The sequence below is a fragment of the Candidatus Schekmanbacteria bacterium genome (assembly GCA_016219965.1).
Lineage (GTDB): Bacteria > Schekmanbacteria > GWA2-38-11 > GWA2-38-11 > J061 > JACRJM01.
In genome coordinates, this window is record JACRJM010000008.1 from 1 (window position 1) to 14,621 (window position 14,621).

The 14,621-nt window shown below is 41.2% G+C and carries 14 protein-coding genes; 9 read left to right on the forward strand and 5 right to left on the reverse strand.

Annotation, left to right across the window (positions count from 1 at the left end; all coding sequences use genetic code 11):
* Positions 1-512 (reverse strand): hypothetical protein (locus tag HZA77_10845; GenBank protein MBI5375924.1); only part of this gene is annotated, 512 nt, incomplete at its 3' end.
* A gap of 303 nt (positions 513-815) precedes the next feature.
* Here HZA77_10845 and HZA77_10850 point away from each other — a divergent pair.
* From HZA77_10850 to HZA77_10885, 8 genes are all read left to right on the forward strand, one after another.
* The gene (locus HZA77_10850; protein ID MBI5375925.1) at positions 816-2,003 is read left to right on the forward strand and encodes an acetyl-CoA C-acyltransferase; all 1,188 of its coding nucleotides are present in this window, start codon (positions 816-818) and stop codon (positions 2,001-2,003) included.
* A gap of 36 nt (positions 2,004-2,039) precedes the next feature.
* Positions 2,040-3,722 carry a methylmalonyl-CoA mutase gene (locus HZA77_10855; protein MBI5375926.1) on the forward strand — a complete coding sequence of 561 codons (1,683 nt, stop codon included), beginning with the start codon at positions 2,040-2,042 and terminating at the stop codon, positions 3,720-3,722.
* A 30-nt stretch (positions 3,723-3,752) separates the two neighbouring features.
* On the forward strand, positions 3,753-4,970 hold the full coding sequence (locus HZA77_10860; GenBank protein ID MBI5375927.1) for a CoA transferase: 1,218 nt from the start codon (positions 3,753-3,755) through the stop codon (positions 4,968-4,970).
* A 28-nt stretch (positions 4,971-4,998) separates the two neighbouring features.
* Positions 4,999-5,481 carry a VOC family protein gene (locus HZA77_10865; protein MBI5375928.1) on the forward strand — a complete coding sequence of 161 codons (483 nt, stop codon included), beginning with the start codon at positions 4,999-5,001 and terminating at the stop codon, positions 5,479-5,481.
* A gap of 116 nt (positions 5,482-5,597) precedes the next feature.
* The gene (gene nth, locus HZA77_10870; protein MBI5375929.1) at positions 5,598-6,245 is read left to right on the forward strand and encodes an endonuclease III; all 648 of its coding nucleotides are present in this window, start codon (positions 5,598-5,600) and stop codon (positions 6,243-6,245) included.
* Positions 6,246-6,265: 20 nt separating this feature from the next.
* The gene (locus tag HZA77_10875; GenBank protein ID MBI5375930.1) at positions 6,266-6,751 is read left to right on the forward strand and encodes a 3'-phosphoesterase; all 486 of its coding nucleotides are present in this window, start codon (positions 6,266-6,268) and stop codon (positions 6,749-6,751) included.
* A 98-nt stretch (positions 6,752-6,849) separates the two neighbouring features.
* A complete protein-coding gene (locus tag HZA77_10880; protein ID MBI5375931.1) occupies positions 6,850-9,087 on the forward strand; it encodes a glycosyltransferase family 39 protein in 2,238 nt (745 codons plus the stop codon).
* A 7-nt stretch (positions 9,088-9,094) separates the two neighbouring features.
* Complete coding sequence (locus HZA77_10885) at positions 9,095-9,817, forward strand: polyprenol monophosphomannose synthase (GenBank protein MBI5375932.1); 723 nt, start codon at positions 9,095-9,097, stop codon at positions 9,815-9,817.
* A 6-nt stretch (positions 9,818-9,823) separates the two neighbouring features.
* On the opposite strand, the gene HZA77_10890 is transcribed toward HZA77_10885, so the two are convergent.
* The 4 genes from HZA77_10890 to HZA77_10905 form a co-directional block, all read right to left on the reverse strand.
* Positions 9,824-11,611 (reverse strand): aldehyde ferredoxin oxidoreductase family protein, encoded by a 1,788-nt coding sequence (locus HZA77_10890; GenBank protein ID MBI5375933.1) that lies wholly within the window; start codon positions 11,609-11,611, stop codon positions 9,824-9,826.
* Positions 11,608-12,093 carry a 4Fe-4S dicluster domain-containing protein gene (locus HZA77_10895; protein ID MBI5375934.1) on the reverse strand — a complete coding sequence of 162 codons (486 nt, stop codon included), beginning with the start codon at positions 12,091-12,093 and terminating at the stop codon, positions 11,608-11,610. The genes HZA77_10890 and HZA77_10895 overlap by 4 nt, the downstream gene beginning before the upstream one ends.
* Before the next feature lie 27 nt (positions 12,094-12,120).
* Positions 12,121-13,242 (reverse strand): epoxyqueuosine reductase, encoded by a 1,122-nt coding sequence (locus HZA77_10900; protein ID MBI5375935.1) that lies wholly within the window; start codon positions 13,240-13,242, stop codon positions 12,121-12,123.
* A gap of 68 nt (positions 13,243-13,310) precedes the next feature.
* On the reverse strand, positions 13,311-14,102 hold the full coding sequence (locus tag HZA77_10905) for a coproporphyrinogen III oxidase (protein ID MBI5375936.1): 792 nt from the start codon (positions 14,100-14,102) through the stop codon (positions 13,311-13,313).
* A 409-nt stretch (positions 14,103-14,511) separates the two neighbouring features.
* On the opposite strand from HZA77_10905, the gene HZA77_10910 reads away from it, so the two are divergent.
* A partial coding sequence (locus HZA77_10910; protein ID MBI5375937.1) for a flagellin FliC occupies positions 14,512-14,621 on the forward strand: 110 nt, incomplete at its 3' end.

Here is a 14,621-nt window from a genome sequence, read left to right on the forward strand (position 1 = left end):
ATCATATCGTGGGCAACACCTGTGAAAAGCCCTATGGCGTCTGCATTCGGAATCCCCTTAACCATTACGAAAGTTTCGGTAAGGATTATCCTTGCGATCTTTCCAAACTGATAAACCCTTGTCTCAACATTGATTGCATACCACTGCCTGTTAGGACCTTTGTAATCATACATCCAGAAGAACATCTGTGTATTTGGTCTGTCAAAAGAGTAGCGATAGAAAAATGTGCCGCTGTCTATCTCAGGATGAAGAGTCATTTCTATCTTTGCATGCTCTTCAGTCTTTTCATGCACTATAATTTTGTTAATAACGCTTGATGTGGACTGCATAAGTTCAAAATCTGTGATGGCATCGAAAGCCTCTTCTGCTGTTCCTTCAAAATCAGCTATAACCTGATAGGTGTCGCCGCCCTTTGCGCAGGGAGGCATCCTGTAAACCTGCACACCCTCTTTTTCCGGAACAATATACTGATAAATATACTGACCTTCTAAATTCTGTACTGTCCTTGTCATAATACTTCCTCCTTCATTTCATCTTAATTAAATAGTTATCAACCTAAACTGCTGGGCGCAGCATACTTAAATAATATTATTAGTCAAGCAGAAAATCGAGTGACTACTCGGTTTTTTATTGGAAGAGATTTGAAAGGTGTAGTATGTATAGATATGAAGAATAATATCAACCAATTGAGGCTTTACAAAGTATCTCTATTTTGCTAAGTATAGCGCCGTTTTAGACGTGTCATAAATCTCCGCGGAAACTTGGCAGAAAATTCGCAATATAATGACCTTTTAAATACTGGAGAGGAGCTTATCATGGAGAAAGTTGTAATAGTAAGTGCAGTAAGAACTCCATTTGGAAACTTTGGGGGTATACTTAAAGATTTTACACCCGCTCAGCTTGGCGGAATTGCAATAAAAGAAGCTATGAACCGTATAAAGCTTGACCCTGCAAAGGTTGAAGAGGTTGCGTTAGGAGTAAACCTTCCGGGCTCAGACAGGTCTATTGCAAGGCAGGCAGAGCTAAATGCAGGAATCCCTGACTCCGTTCCGGCTTACACATTAGACAGGGCATGCTGTTCAAGTCTCACAGCAATAGGGCTTGAATCTCAAAACATAATGCTCGGCCAGATTGCTGTTGCTGTTGCAGGTGGCGCGGAAAACATGAGCCAGGTCCCATATTTCATCCATGAAGCGAGATGGGGGCAAAAGATCGGGGACATAACACTTAAGGACCAGCTTGTAATCAAGTGTCCATATTCAGGCGTTCCACGTGCCCTGCAGGCAGGAATAGAATCAGTTGAATTTGGCATTTCAAGAGAAGACCAGGACCGATGGGCACTGCGCAGCCAGCAGGCATGGGCAAAAGCATTCGAAAGCGGGAAATTCGGCGATGAGATAGTGCCCGTACCCATTCCGCAGAGGAAGGGAGATCCTGTAATGTTCAGCAAGGACGAACCTCCGCGCCCCGAAACAACAATAGAACAGCTCGCAAAACTGAAAACTGTTTATGACAGCCCCACAGTAACACCCGGAAATGCGCCGGGACTCAACACAGGAGCAAGTGCAGTAGTCCTTATGAGCGAGACTAAAGCTAAAGAATTAGGACTTAAACCGATTGCAACTATTGTTTCTCATGTAAGAAATGCGGGCCATCCTCAGAGGATTGGTTCTATCCCCGGTTACACCGCACAAATAGCTTTAAAGAAAGCTGGGCTCACCATTGATGATATAAGCCTGATAGAAATTAACGAGGCATTTGCCGCAATGCCTCTCATATCAACGAAGATTCTCGGAAACAACGATGATGCTAAAATCGCTGCCATAAGGGAAAAAACAAATGTAAACGGGGGAGCCATCGCCATAGGTCATCCCACAGGCGCAACAGGCGCAAGACTTGTTATGACCCTTGCCTATGAGCTTAAGAGACGTGGAGGTGGCTATGCGCTTGCAACAATTTGCGGAGGCATAGGCGAAGGGGAAGCATGCATAATCAAGGTTTGAGATACTGTTAGAAATAAAATCGGAGAGGCAACTTTAATGGACAAGAACGAACTAAAGAAAATTGAGCAGCAGAAGCTGGAATGGGAAAAAAATGAACTTGCTGATTATTTAAAAACAGCACCTGAACGGGCTAAACAATTTGAGACAAACTCAGAAATCCCTGTTGAAAGGGTCTATACGCCAATTGAACTTGATAAAGAGGGATTTGATTTTGAAAAAGACCTGGGATTTCCCGGACAGTTTCCTTATACCCGGGGCATAACTCCATCCATGTTCAGAAGCCAGCTATGGACAATGGGTCAATACTCCGGGTTCGGCAGTGCCGAAGATACAAACAAAAGATATAAGTATCTTCTTGCGCAGGGACAGAAGGGAAACAGCGTAGCTTTCGATCTTCCTACGCAGTTGGGTTACGACTCCGACCATCCGGTTGCAAGCGGCGAAGTCGGAAAAGTTGGCGCGGCTGTTGATACCCTTCGCGATTTTGAGATACTCTTTGACGGTATTTCCATAGGTGAAATACGCCAGTCTATGACTATCAATGCAACGGCTACAATAATACTTTCCATGTATATTGCAATCGCTGAAAAACAGGGAATACCCAAAAGCGATATCGAAGTATTCATGCAGAATGATATCCTAAAAGAATACGTTGCCCGCGGAGCTTACATATTTCCGGTAAAGCCATCAATAAAACTCGTTACAGATATTTATGAATATTGTTCTAAATATATGCCAAAATCATCACCTCAGCGGATTTGCGGCTACCATATGCGCGAAGCAGGCTCAAATGCCGTACAGGAGCTGGCATTTACGCTTGCCAATGCCATAAGCTACCTGACTGCCGCAAAGGAAAGAGGTTTGAACATCGACGACTTTGCACATGGGCTTCTTATATTCCTCTCAGGCGATGGTGAGTTTTTCGAAGAGATAGCAAAGTTCAGGGCATGCCGCAGGATGTGGGCAAAGATGATGAGGGAAAGGTTCGGAGCCAAAGACCCCCGTTCGATGCAGGTAAGGTTTTTCGGCTACACGGCCGGTTCAACAATGACAGCCCAGCAGCCTTTGAATAATATAATAAGAGCAACCATTGAATCAATGGCAATGCTTTTGGGCGGTGGAAATATCATATTTGTATCGTCGTATGATGAATCTCTGGCGCTCCCCTCGGAAGAGTCGGTCACAATAGCTCTGAGAACGCAGCAGATAATAGCTGAAGAATCCGGAATTGCAAAAACCGTTGATCCTATCGGCGGCTCATATTATGTAGAAACTCTTACAAACAGGCTTGAAAAAGAAGCTCTCAAATATATCCAGAAAATAGATGAAATGGGAGGCTCCGTAATAGCAATAGAAAAAGGATATATCCAGGAAGAGATAGCGAGAGAATCGTACAAGATGCAGAAGAAAATTGAGAAGGGGGAAAAGGCGATCGTAGGTGTCAATAAATACAGAGACAATAAACAGCAGAAGACTGCGATACTCAAGGTCGACCCTGATGTAGAGAGAAATCAGAAAGAACGCTTAAGGCAGGTTAAAAGAGACAGAGACAACGAAAAGGTAAAACAAATACTCTCAAAAATAAAAGAAGTGGCTGTGACAAAAGAGAATATCATGCCAACAATGATAGAAGCTGTAAAATGCTATGCAAGCATTGGTGAAATAAGCGATGCACTTCGCGAGGTATATGGGAAATACGAAGGGAAAGTCTATTTATAGAAATAAACGCGTTAAAAAGGAGGATAAATCATGAGCAATCCGAGACGCCCCCTTGACGGCATAAGGGTTCTGGGCGTGGAAAACCAGGTAGCAGGACCATATTGTACGATGATGCTGGCTGCACAGGGCGCAGAAGTAATAAAGATAGAATCTCCGGGCACAGGGGACTCAGCAAGAGAAATGGGTCCCATAATAAAAAATGCTAAGGGAGAAAAATTCAGCGGCTATTTCCTCCGTTTCAACAGAAACAAGAAGGGAATTACCCTTGATATCAACAGCGAGCGTGGAAAAGAGATTTTCAAAGAACTTGTCAAAGAAAGCGACGTAATTGTTGAGAATTTCAGGCCTGGATTCATGGATAAAAATGGTCTCGGCTACAGCGTTCTGCGTGAGATAAATCCAAGAATAATATATGCCGCCATAAGCGGTTTCGGACAGATGAAGGGATTCGAAGGGCCATTTCAGAAAAGAACTGCTTTTGACATGGTTGTACAGTCAATGGGCGGACTGATGCACAATGTGGGAGAAGAGGACGGCCCTCCGAACTGGCTGGGTATTGCTCTGGGTGATATATACTCAGGGGTAATGGCTGCTTACGGAATACTTCTTGCATTAATGGTGCGCGAGAAGACCGGAGAGGGACAGTTCATAGACAGCTCTATGTACGACAACATGATATCCCTTAATGAAAGAGCCCTAACTGCATACTCCCTTACAGGCAATATCATGGGACGCGGTAAGGAGTCTCTTGTATACCCAATCGGACCATACAAGGTTAAGGACGGATATGTAGCAATGATTATTCCCATTGAATCTATCTGGGGAAAGCTTTGTCAGACCATAGGCAGGGAAGATCTTGCAAAAGACGAAAGATTTAACTCCGGCCCCAATAGGGCAAAGAATGCAGGCATATTGAAGCCAATCATAGACGAATGGATGAAGGACAAAACAAAGAAGGAGGCAACAGATCTTCTCCTTCAGGGTGGAGTCCCCGTAGGACCAGTACAGGACTCAAAAGATATCTTCGAGTGCCCCCATGCAAATGCAAGGCAGATGTTCCCTGAAATCGAACAGACTCCAATAGGAAAAGTAAAGATCGTTGACCTGCCACTTAAGATGTCAGGTGTTGACAAGGTAAAGCCAGGACCTGCCCCGCTCCTCGGCCAGAATACGGACGAAGTGCTTTCCAATATACTTAATTTAAGTGCTGACCAGATAGCAAAACTCAGGGCCGAAAAGATAGTGTGACAATAAAAAATAAGACGGAGGATATCCAATGCCAAAGGTTAAAGATGTTCATAGACTTGGAGTGATCGTAAAAGATTTAGAGAAAGCAGTAGATTTTTTTGTGAACAATTTTGGCGCAAAAAAAGGGATCGTATACAGAAAAGATGAAACTGAAAATTTTCCGATCGTATATGATGAAATAGAACCTGAAGGACTAAAGTCATGTTATGTCACTCTGGGACAGGATTTCCAGATTGAGCTTATGTCACCTTCAAAGCCTGACGGCAATATAGCAAAGCTCCTTGAGAAGCGTGGGGAAGGAATCCTTACCGTATGCTTTCAGGTTGACAGCGTAGATGAAGCTATCAAAGAACTCGAATCAAAAGGAGTAAGAATCGTAGGTAAAGAACAACTTAACTGGATAACAAAAATAAAGATGGCAGATGGGAGCATAAAGGAAGTACCTACACCTTATGTTTTTGTTCATCCGAAAGATGCATTCGGGCTTATGATAGAGATTGGGCTCAGATAAAAAGCACAACCGGATAAAAAATATAAAGAGGAACTATTTAATCTGATAATAGTTCCTCTTTTTTTGCTTGAATATCTCAAATAGTACTCCTAAAGTACAAACTTGGAATGACTAATATGGCAAAAAAAGAGTCTCAAGAAAGAGTCAATGAGATTTTGGCTATTGTGGAGAAAACCTATTCTGATGCGACAATCGCACTTGAATGTAAAAACCCATTCCAGCTTCTTGTTGCAACAATTCTTTCAGCGCAATGCACAGATAAAAGGGTAAATATTGTTACAAAGGATCTTTTCAAAAAATATCCGACCGTACAATCAGTAGCTGAAGCTGTTCCTTCTGAATTCGAAAATGATATTAGATCAACAGGGTTTTTCAGGAACAAGGCAAAAAACATTATAGCAACATCTAATATTCTTGTTGAGAAATACGGCGGGAAAATCCCTAAGACAATGGAAGAACTTACAGCGCTTCCCGGTATTGCCAGGAAGACGGCAAACATAATCCTCACATTCGGGTTTGGGATAATAGACGGCATTGCGGTTGACACTCATGTAAGCAGAGTCTCAAAACGGCTTGGACTCACTGATTCAGACAATCCTGAAAAAATTGAACAACATCTGATGGCAATAATCCCAAAATCTGAATGGGGCAATTTCAACTCCCGCATTATACGGCACGGCAGGGAGGTTTGCTTTGCCAGAAAGCCTGCATGCGGTATTTGTCCATTGAACAAAGTCTGCCCGTCTGCCGGCAAAATCAAATAAATGTAAAAGGTTCTTTTGTTATGCCTCTTGAACAATACAGGAAGAAGAGGAATTTTAAAAAAACCACTGAACCTTCGGGCGAAGATTTCCCCCCCAGAGGTGAAAATCTTATCTACACAATTCAGGAGCACCATGCATCGCACCTCCATTATGATTTAAGACTTGAGATTGAAGGAGTACTAAAGTCCTGGGCGATCCCTAAAGAACCTGATCTTTCCGGCATTGCAAAACGCCTTGCAGTTCAGACTGAAGACCATCCGATCGGCTATGAAAACTTTGAGGGGGAAATTCCGGAAGGTGAATATGGTGCAGGAGATGTAAAAATATGGGATAAGGGAACATGGGCTCCACTTGAAATTAAAGACGACAGGATAATTGCTGAAATTTGCGGGGAAAAAATTATAGGCGTGTGGTGCCTGATCAAACTGAAAAAAGATAAATTCTCTAAAAAGGATGCTTCAAGCCAGAACTGGTTGTTTTTCAAAAAAAAGGAGAAGAAGAAATAATCAATAAAAGCAGTCCCTTCAGAAATATTGGCATCCCTGTATGTCTGGTCATTATATATGTTCTTGCCCGCCTCTGGGTTCTATCCTCCGGAACATTCATGTGGAATGATGAAGAGTTATACAATGGCAACATTGCTAGAGATCTTATAAAAGGGTTGAGCCTTCCTTTTTTTGATTACATGTTCACACCATATCACGGGGGATCGCTTGTCATTGGTATTCTCGCAGTCCCTTTTTTCCTTATTTTCGGTGAAACTTATTTTGCCCTCAAACTTGTTGGACTCACGATATCAGCGCTGGGATTGATATTTTTTTTTCTTACCATCAGACGCCATATAGGTGAACGTGCTGCCCTGCTGTCTTCCCTGATTTATATATTCTCCCCGTCTCTTTTCACAGAATCTACTCTTGTATCATGGGGAAACCACACTGAATCTATCTGTCTTGTGTGGATAATATATTTTCTGCTTCTTGAATTTATAGAAAATGAACATAACAGTGATAAAATCTTATATACTTTGTTATTGGGTGCGGTTTCCGGGTTTTCACTTTTTTTCGCATATATCTCTCTTTATGCGATAGCTTACAGCCTGCTCATTTTTTTAATGTTAAACAGAGGAAAATTGTTTTGGAAAAAAACATCTCTATATTGTGCATCTTTCACAGCAGGATTTTCACCATGGATATACTATAACTTAACGCACCATTTTGAAGGTCTTTCAATTGTCAAACGTTATTCAATTGGTGAGAAGGGAAGCTCAGCTCTCACTTTTATTGGCAAAGTATTAAAATATTTTACCTTTGATATCCCCGGCCTTTTTGATTTTTATAACCCCAGCAGCATTTCCTTTTCTCCTGTGCAGTTTGTGTTCTATCTTATTTTCATTGGAGGATTTATTCTGCTAATCATTGAAAACAGAAAAGCCCTTTTTTCTATTTTTCAAAAAACAAATCCAGAGTCAGAGAAAAGTAAACCTTTAAATCGTGAAACAAAGGAAATCATTCTGCTTGGAGGATTCATTGCTTTTACCTTGTTCTTTCTTTTAAGCAAAGTTTTCACAGGGGATAAACTTGATGATAGACTTTATGGATTAAGATACATAACACATATTTACCCCTATGCATTTCTTACGCTTGGACTTTTGACAGAACGGTTTCTTTCTTCAAAAGGAAGAGTATGGAAATCATCGGGAATAATTCTACTGGCATTTTTTCTCATCATAGGATTGCTTGCTAACAGATGGATACCTGACAGATCAGACCCTCTCAAATATTCCATGATGGACGGATTCTCATTTATGAGATTCGGATGGTCTATTCCTAAAAAATACGAGTTAGATTTCAACAAGTATATTTCGATCGGTGAAGGAATAGACGCTGCCTACCGTCATGAATATTATTCCGGTATAGGGATGTACATCGCAGGCAAAGGACTAATATGGAAAAAACACTTTGAACAATATGAACCACTCTATCCCCTTATTGATGCAAACCTTCCATACGATCTCGAAACTTACTTCTACGAAGGGAATGGGAAGGAAATTGGGGCTAATTCCATATTTAATCTTTATAAGAATTCCATTAATAACATTAAGAAATTCCCTGAAAAGTTTCAGCGTTTCGGATTTATTGGAATGGCAAGAGCAGTGGATGAAAGCACCGTCCCAGAAACAGATATAAAAAATATCATCAGAGATGTACCCGAGGAATATAGAATATTTTTTCTAAAATCCCTGGGTGAAAGGCTTTTGACTGAGGAAGGGAATCTTAAAGCAACTGTGACAAGGGTTGAAAAATTGTCTTACAGCAGGCTGGAAAAAAGCGCAGTTTATAGCGGAATAGGGAGAAGTCTTATAAAACAGTTGCATGGAAATATTAAGTTTGCCGTTGATATGACGCAAGATAACAGTATCCCTTTTTTCGCAAGGGCTGAACTGCTTGAATCACTGGGAGAACAATTTTTTACTCTTTATAAACAACATTTAAACCTGTTGCCTGAGACAATAGAGCTTCTGAGTAAAGAAGAAAAAGAATTTATATTTAGAGGAATAGGATTAAGTATGGCAGATAAATATGGTTTTTACATTCCTTTCATTATAAGAGAGATTGAAATCCCTTTAGGAGTCACTTCGGCGGAATTCATCATGGAAGGGATTGGCAAAGCTTTATTTATCAGATACGGTTATAATATAGATATTGCTGAAAATATATTAAGGGGAGCGGAGTTAAACAATTATTATCCGCACCTTTTTGAAGGATTCAGAAAAGCTGCATCGGAATCCTCTAATTTCACAGCCCAAAAGGAAGATATTAAAGATATTAAATTAGACAGGTAATGAGCGAATGTCTGAAAATATAATACTAATTCCGACTTATAACGAGATTGAAAACATAGGTGTCATAGTAAATGAGATCCTATCAACTTACGACCACCAGTTTGACATTCTTATTATTGATGACAATTCTACTGACGGAACCAAAGAACTTGTAAATGAACTTGCGCACAAACATGAGGGGCGTGTCATGGTGCTTAACAGAGAGAAAAAGGAAGGCCTCGGTGTTGCGTACAGAGCAGGAATGAAGATCGCCCTTGCGAAAAATTACAAATACATTTTGCAGATGGATGCTGACCTTTCACATCAGCCTCAATATCTGAAAAATTTTCTTGAGGCGGCAAAAGGTGCAGACCTTGTCGTTGGTTCAAGATATCTTAACGGAATAAGCATAGTTAACTGGCCTCTCCGCAGGCTCATTTTAAGTCTCTGGGCAAACAAATACGTGAGATTTTTTACAGGTCTAAAGCTTACAGATTTTACAAGTGGCTTCAGATGTTTCAGAAGCGAGCTTTTAAACAAAATCCCTCTGGACCATATGTTCTCCGATGGCTATGCTTTCCTCGTAGAGCTGACATACCGCTCGTTCCATCTGAATGCAAAGATAAGCGAGATACCTATAGTCTTCATTGAACGTCGCAACGGGGAATCAAAGATAAACTACACTGTTTGCCTTGAGGCTGCAGTTATCCCTCTGAAGCTGAGATTTAAAAAACTTCTGGGAACTTTGTAACTGCCTTTAAATCCCGAGTTCTGAAATCTTTTCCTTTGTAGGCACGCCGTTGTTGTCCCAACCGCGCAAAGCATAGTACTCTGTAAGCATCGGTTCGAAATCAACTGTTTCCCCCTTCGATGGCCCCTCAGACATAGGTTCACTTATGACGCGCGGAGGCAGGGAATCATCTTTTCTTGTAAACCCTGCTTTAACATTAAAAAGCCTCTCAACGTTAAATATTCTTTCTCCAGCCTTTATATAATCATCAAGCGTGAAATTGTGTCCAGTTGCTGCACTGATAAGCTTGGTAAAAGGTTCATGCTGGACAACAACAGTGGCAAAAAGGCAGGCACCTGTCGAATCAATCGCAGCATTAAGGTTCTGAAAATCCCGTGCTAGTTCAGCTTTCCCCTCTGTTATCTTAGCTTTAACTTTTTTTGGAATACCGAAAAGTTCTGCAAAAACCGTAGCTCCTCTCGTATGGTCTCCACCACGAGGGTTGGTAGAATATGTAAGCGCCATCCCTTTTGCACCGCGCGGATCGTAAGCTGATATCTCCATTTTTTTCGAAGTCATTGAGAGTTCAGGTCTTCCATATTTTTCTGCAAGCCTGTAACTGCCAAGTGCAAGGAGATCTCCAAAGCCCTCGCGAAGACCTGTTTTTCTTGTAAGCTCTACCATTGCCTTCGCATCACCAAATTTAAGAGGCATTCCGACTTCTTTCTCACTTATAAGCCCGAGTTCAAAAAGTTCCATTGCCGTCGCAATAGTTACACCCACAGATATGCTGTCCATACCTAGCTCATTGCAGATATAATTCGCCTTTGCCACTGCATTTATATTGTCAATCCCGCAGGTAGAACCAAATGCATATATAGTTTCATACTCAGGGCCTTCCCCTGTTCCTTCGAAACCTTCTTCCTTGACCCTGGTCACGCGCCCACAACCCAGCACACAGCCGTGACAACTTCTTTTCCTTACAAGTATCTTGTCCCTTATTGCCTGTCCGTTGAGATTCGGAGCACCTGCGAAAACTCCTTCACGGTAGTTGTTGGTAGGGAAAATGCCTACTGCATTGCAGTAATCAACAGCCATTGGAGTTCCAAAGTAACCATACCCCTTGGCAACATCTCCTTTGAAGAGGTTTGAAATCTCAACATTCACATCCCTGAACCCGTCAGCCACTGCAAAACCCTTTGTACCTCTCACAGCGATAGCTTTAACATTTTTTGAACCCATCACTGCACCAACACCTGACCTGGCAGCAGACCTGTTCATGTCATTTATTATTGCTGCCATTAGAACAAGCTTTTCTCCGGCAGGTCCGATACATGCAACCTTTGCCCTGTGATCTGTCTTTGATTTTAGGGCTTTTGTAGTCTCATGGGTATTCATCCCCCAAAGCTCAGATGCATCCTTCAATTCAATCTTGTCGTTGTTGATCCAGATATAGATTGGCTTTGGAGACTTTCCTTCAAGGATTATGCCATCGAAACCAGCAGCCTTTAACTCCGGTCCCCAGTATCCGCCTGAATTGGAACATGCAATTGTCCCGGTCTGTGGAGATTTAGTCACAACCATGAATCTTGCTGCGCAGGGAGCACCTGTCCCTGTAAGCGGACCGGTCATTATAAACAATTTGTTATCTGGGGAAAGCGGGTCTATAGTTGCATCAATCTCATCCAAGAGCATCTTTGACGCAATTCCTCTTCCACCTATATATTTTTTTGCAAGGTCCTCGTTTAAAGGCTCAACAGTACACTTGCTTTCCGTAAGATTTATCCTAAGGATTTTTCCAGTCCATCCTTTCATAGTTCTTTTACCCCCTTAAGTTTTTCCCCAAGATCTGCGAAGAGCTTTTCTCTTTCAGCTTTCTCCTCAGGAGTAATTTCTCTCCACTCGATAGCTCTGTCCTTACAAAAAATAACGCATTCAGGATTCCCGTTACAAAAATCACATTTAATGGCATGTCCTAAATCATCATAAGGGAAAATATGTTTAACCGGACATTCATCAATGCATGCCCCGCACCCTGTACATGTCTCCTCATCTATCCTAACTATACCTGATTCAGGATCTTTAGAGATTGCGTCTACAGGACAGACAGATAGACACGGAGGATTGTCACACTGGAAGCAGGTTAGCGGATAATAAAGATGTTCCTCATCAAAAGTCACACATTTGATTTTGGAATAAAAGCTCGTAAATACATTGAAGTATTTATGCGAGCATGCTGCTTCGCACCTCTTGCAACTTGTACACTTCTTGGGATTGAATTGAATTACATTTGGCATCTAAAAACCCCCTTCGATTTTTATAACTTAATTTGCCTCTGAGAGAGCAAATTCTATTTCACTTCTTATACTATCTTCCGTCCTTCTGTTCAATGCCGAATTAAGCATTTGTCTTGCCATTTCTCCTCCGATCATGCCTGCTGCCCAAGCCGCATATCCTGCAAGTTCTTCATCACTATTATAAAGCAAGCTCTGTAATACCGGAAGTGCCCTTTCATCGTGGAAATTCCCGAGACCTAGAACTGCATTGCGCTGAAGATACTTCTTGTCCATCAGAAAAAAACCCATAAGCGTCATTGCATATCCATTATCCCATTCTTCATCAGTAATCTCTGCTATCTTAAAAAGCGGCGGATAAAGAAGTTCTTTTGGAGTTTCATATCCTTCTACTTTTTTTAGATTCCGGTTTTTCGGACATGCATCCCTGCATACGGTACACCCTTCTCCAAGCAGATTGCCGCACTTTGCCCGTATTTCATGGGGAATATTTTTTTTGTTATGCCCAAGATGAAAATCAATACACTTTGTCATATCGCACCTGTAAGGCACAGATAGTGCGTTAGTAGGACAAGCTCTCATGCAAAGATCACATTTCCCGCAAACATCATTCATTGACTGATCGGGCTCCATTTCTGCATCAGTTATAAAAGCTCCCAGTGTTATCCATGACCCGTAATCAGGATGAAGGATGACGGCATTTTTCCCATAAACACCTACCCCACACTTAGAAGCCATGAGCTTTATAGGAAATGAACCTCCAGTCATTGAAAAACACTGACAGCCCTTCCCTGTAAAAAAATCAGTAAGCTTTGAACTCCTCTCTGCATTATTTTGAAGATATTTCACATTCACGTGAGACTGCTCAGCACATCCTAGAAGTTCCCTTCGGCACTCCTCAAAGCTTTGCATCCTCCCCAAAAACCCAGGAGTTCCAACTATTACTACAGATTTTGCTTCAGGCAACAAATCTTTAGGCTGAAAAACAGTTTCAATCCCTCCTGAAAGAGGTGTAGCCTCCGCAAATTTTTTCTGGACGAAAGAGAGCCTTTCCATGTCAGCACCCGAAAAATCATCAGCTGCAACAATTCCTACGAGCGGTATTTTGAGTTCCCTTTCAGCAAATTCCATAAAGTCAGATTTCAGACTCATTTGTTATCCCTTCAATTTTATTCCTTAGTGAATGCAATAAATAGCATTTACTCAATCCTACAGTTTCATCAAGGAAAAAACTTTGCTGTTGGAGGAAGTATCGCCCCGAGCAGAGCTTCTGCCGGTATTCCCTTCTCGATTCCGAATATCGTGCCGCTATCCTCAAGAAGAGTCCACTGTACCCACGCGCCGTGCTGTTTAAGCTTGTAGTCAATATCATTCTGCGTAAACTTCTGACCTTTACACTTTTCAACAAGGTCAAAATAGAGTTTTATAAAGGTGTCAGCCATATCCTTCATAAATGGATAGTCGCTTTCTTCAAGATGGAATGAGTAAATGCCGGCGTGAGCTCCAACCTTTTTGTTGGTATACTTGGATTTAAAAAAATTTGCCCTTACCTGTCTCAATTCCTCATAGTCCTTGCCATGCCTCTTGCAAAGCTCTTTTATCCCATCAGCAAAGTATTTTTCATCTTCTTCATTCGAATAATATGATTTTATATCCGTACCACCTGCGAACACAACTTTGTCAGTTATATTTGCTCGAAGCTCAATATACGCCTTTGGGATAAAAGGATTTATGGGAAAGAAATGAAGCTCGAGAACCATAGCATCAGCCTTGCTTCCTTTCTGCCCAAGTTTTTCTGCAAGCACCGGAGGGGTATCAATCTTGAGATCACAGTATATCATGCTCGCTTTATCAAACTGTTCACCGCTTGAAATGCTTACATCCAGCTTTCCCATGGGGATATCCCACGTTTTTCTTTCAATCTTTGCAGAGGGGTTATACCGAAGACATAACTGCTCATAACGCCTGATGACATCCATTAAAAAATTTACCACTTCGGATTTTTGCATCATGACTTTCCCCTCCCATGTTTTTGTAAAACAATTAGCAGGTGTATCTATTTATGTCAACTTTGCAGAGCAATAAGTGTTTCCTATTTTTTGTCTTGTTCGTAAAATGTATATCTGCAAAAAAAACTATAATTACACATTAATATCTGTTCTCAATTCCTTTATAAAAAGAATATATATAAATAAATCAACAAGTTAACAGGCAAGAATCTTGTTAAATATACCCGCAAAAAGATAGTGTAAAGAGTATACAAACCCATCCGACACAAGAAACTGTAAACTGAAAGAGAAAGGAGGTGGAATTATTAACGATTTTAGTTTTTTGATCAGATTTAAACCATTAGAGATTAAAGTATGGAAGCTTTAATCTCAGCTATTAACCAAATAGCGAAACTTTCAAGGAGGAATTAGCATGGCATTACGTATTAACACGAACATAGAATCAATCAATGCACAACGCAACCTTACTACATCTACCTCAGCATTAAACAAATCTCTTGAAAAATTGTCATCTGGTTTGAG

Bases quoted from the DNA above. Each gene is read 5' to 3' on its own strand.
- HZA77_10900 (MBI5375935.1), bottom strand. From the start codon at position 13,242: ATGAGTCTGAAATCTGACTTTATGGAATTTGCTGAAAGGGAACTCAAA.
- HZA77_10865 (MBI5375928.1), top strand. From the start codon at position 4,999: ATGCCAAAGGTTAAAGATGTTCATAGACTTGGAGTGATCGTAAAAGAT.
- HZA77_10875 (MBI5375930.1), top strand. From the start codon at position 6,266: ATGCCTCTTGAACAATACAGGAAGAAGAGGAATTTTAAAAAAACCACT.
- HZA77_10885 (MBI5375932.1), top strand. From the start codon at position 9,095: ATGTCTGAAAATATAATACTAATTCCGACTTATAACGAGATTGAAAAC.
- HZA77_10860 (MBI5375927.1), top strand. From the start codon at position 3,753: ATGAGCAATCCGAGACGCCCCCTTGACGGCATAAGGGTTCTGGGCGTG.
- HZA77_10890 (MBI5375933.1), bottom strand. From the start codon at position 11,611: ATGAAAGGATGGACTGGAAAAATCCTTAGGATAAATCTTACGGAAAGC.
- HZA77_10905 (MBI5375936.1), bottom strand. From the start codon at position 14,102: ATGATGCAAAAATCCGAAGTGGTAAATTTTTTAATGGATGTCATCAGG.
- HZA77_10880 (MBI5375931.1), top strand. From the start codon at position 6,850: ATGTGGAATGATGAAGAGTTATACAATGGCAACATTGCTAGAGATCTT.
- HZA77_10850 (MBI5375925.1), top strand. From the start codon at position 816: ATGGAGAAAGTTGTAATAGTAAGTGCAGTAAGAACTCCATTTGGAAAC.
- HZA77_10855 (MBI5375926.1), top strand. From the start codon at position 2,040: ATGGACAAGAACGAACTAAAGAAAATTGAGCAGCAGAAGCTGGAATGG.
- HZA77_10895 (MBI5375934.1), bottom strand. From the start codon at position 12,093: ATGCCAAATGTAATTCAATTCAATCCCAAGAAGTGTACAAGTTGCAAG.
- nth (MBI5375929.1), top strand. From the start codon at position 5,598: ATGGCAAAAAAAGAGTCTCAAGAAAGAGTCAATGAGATTTTGGCTATT.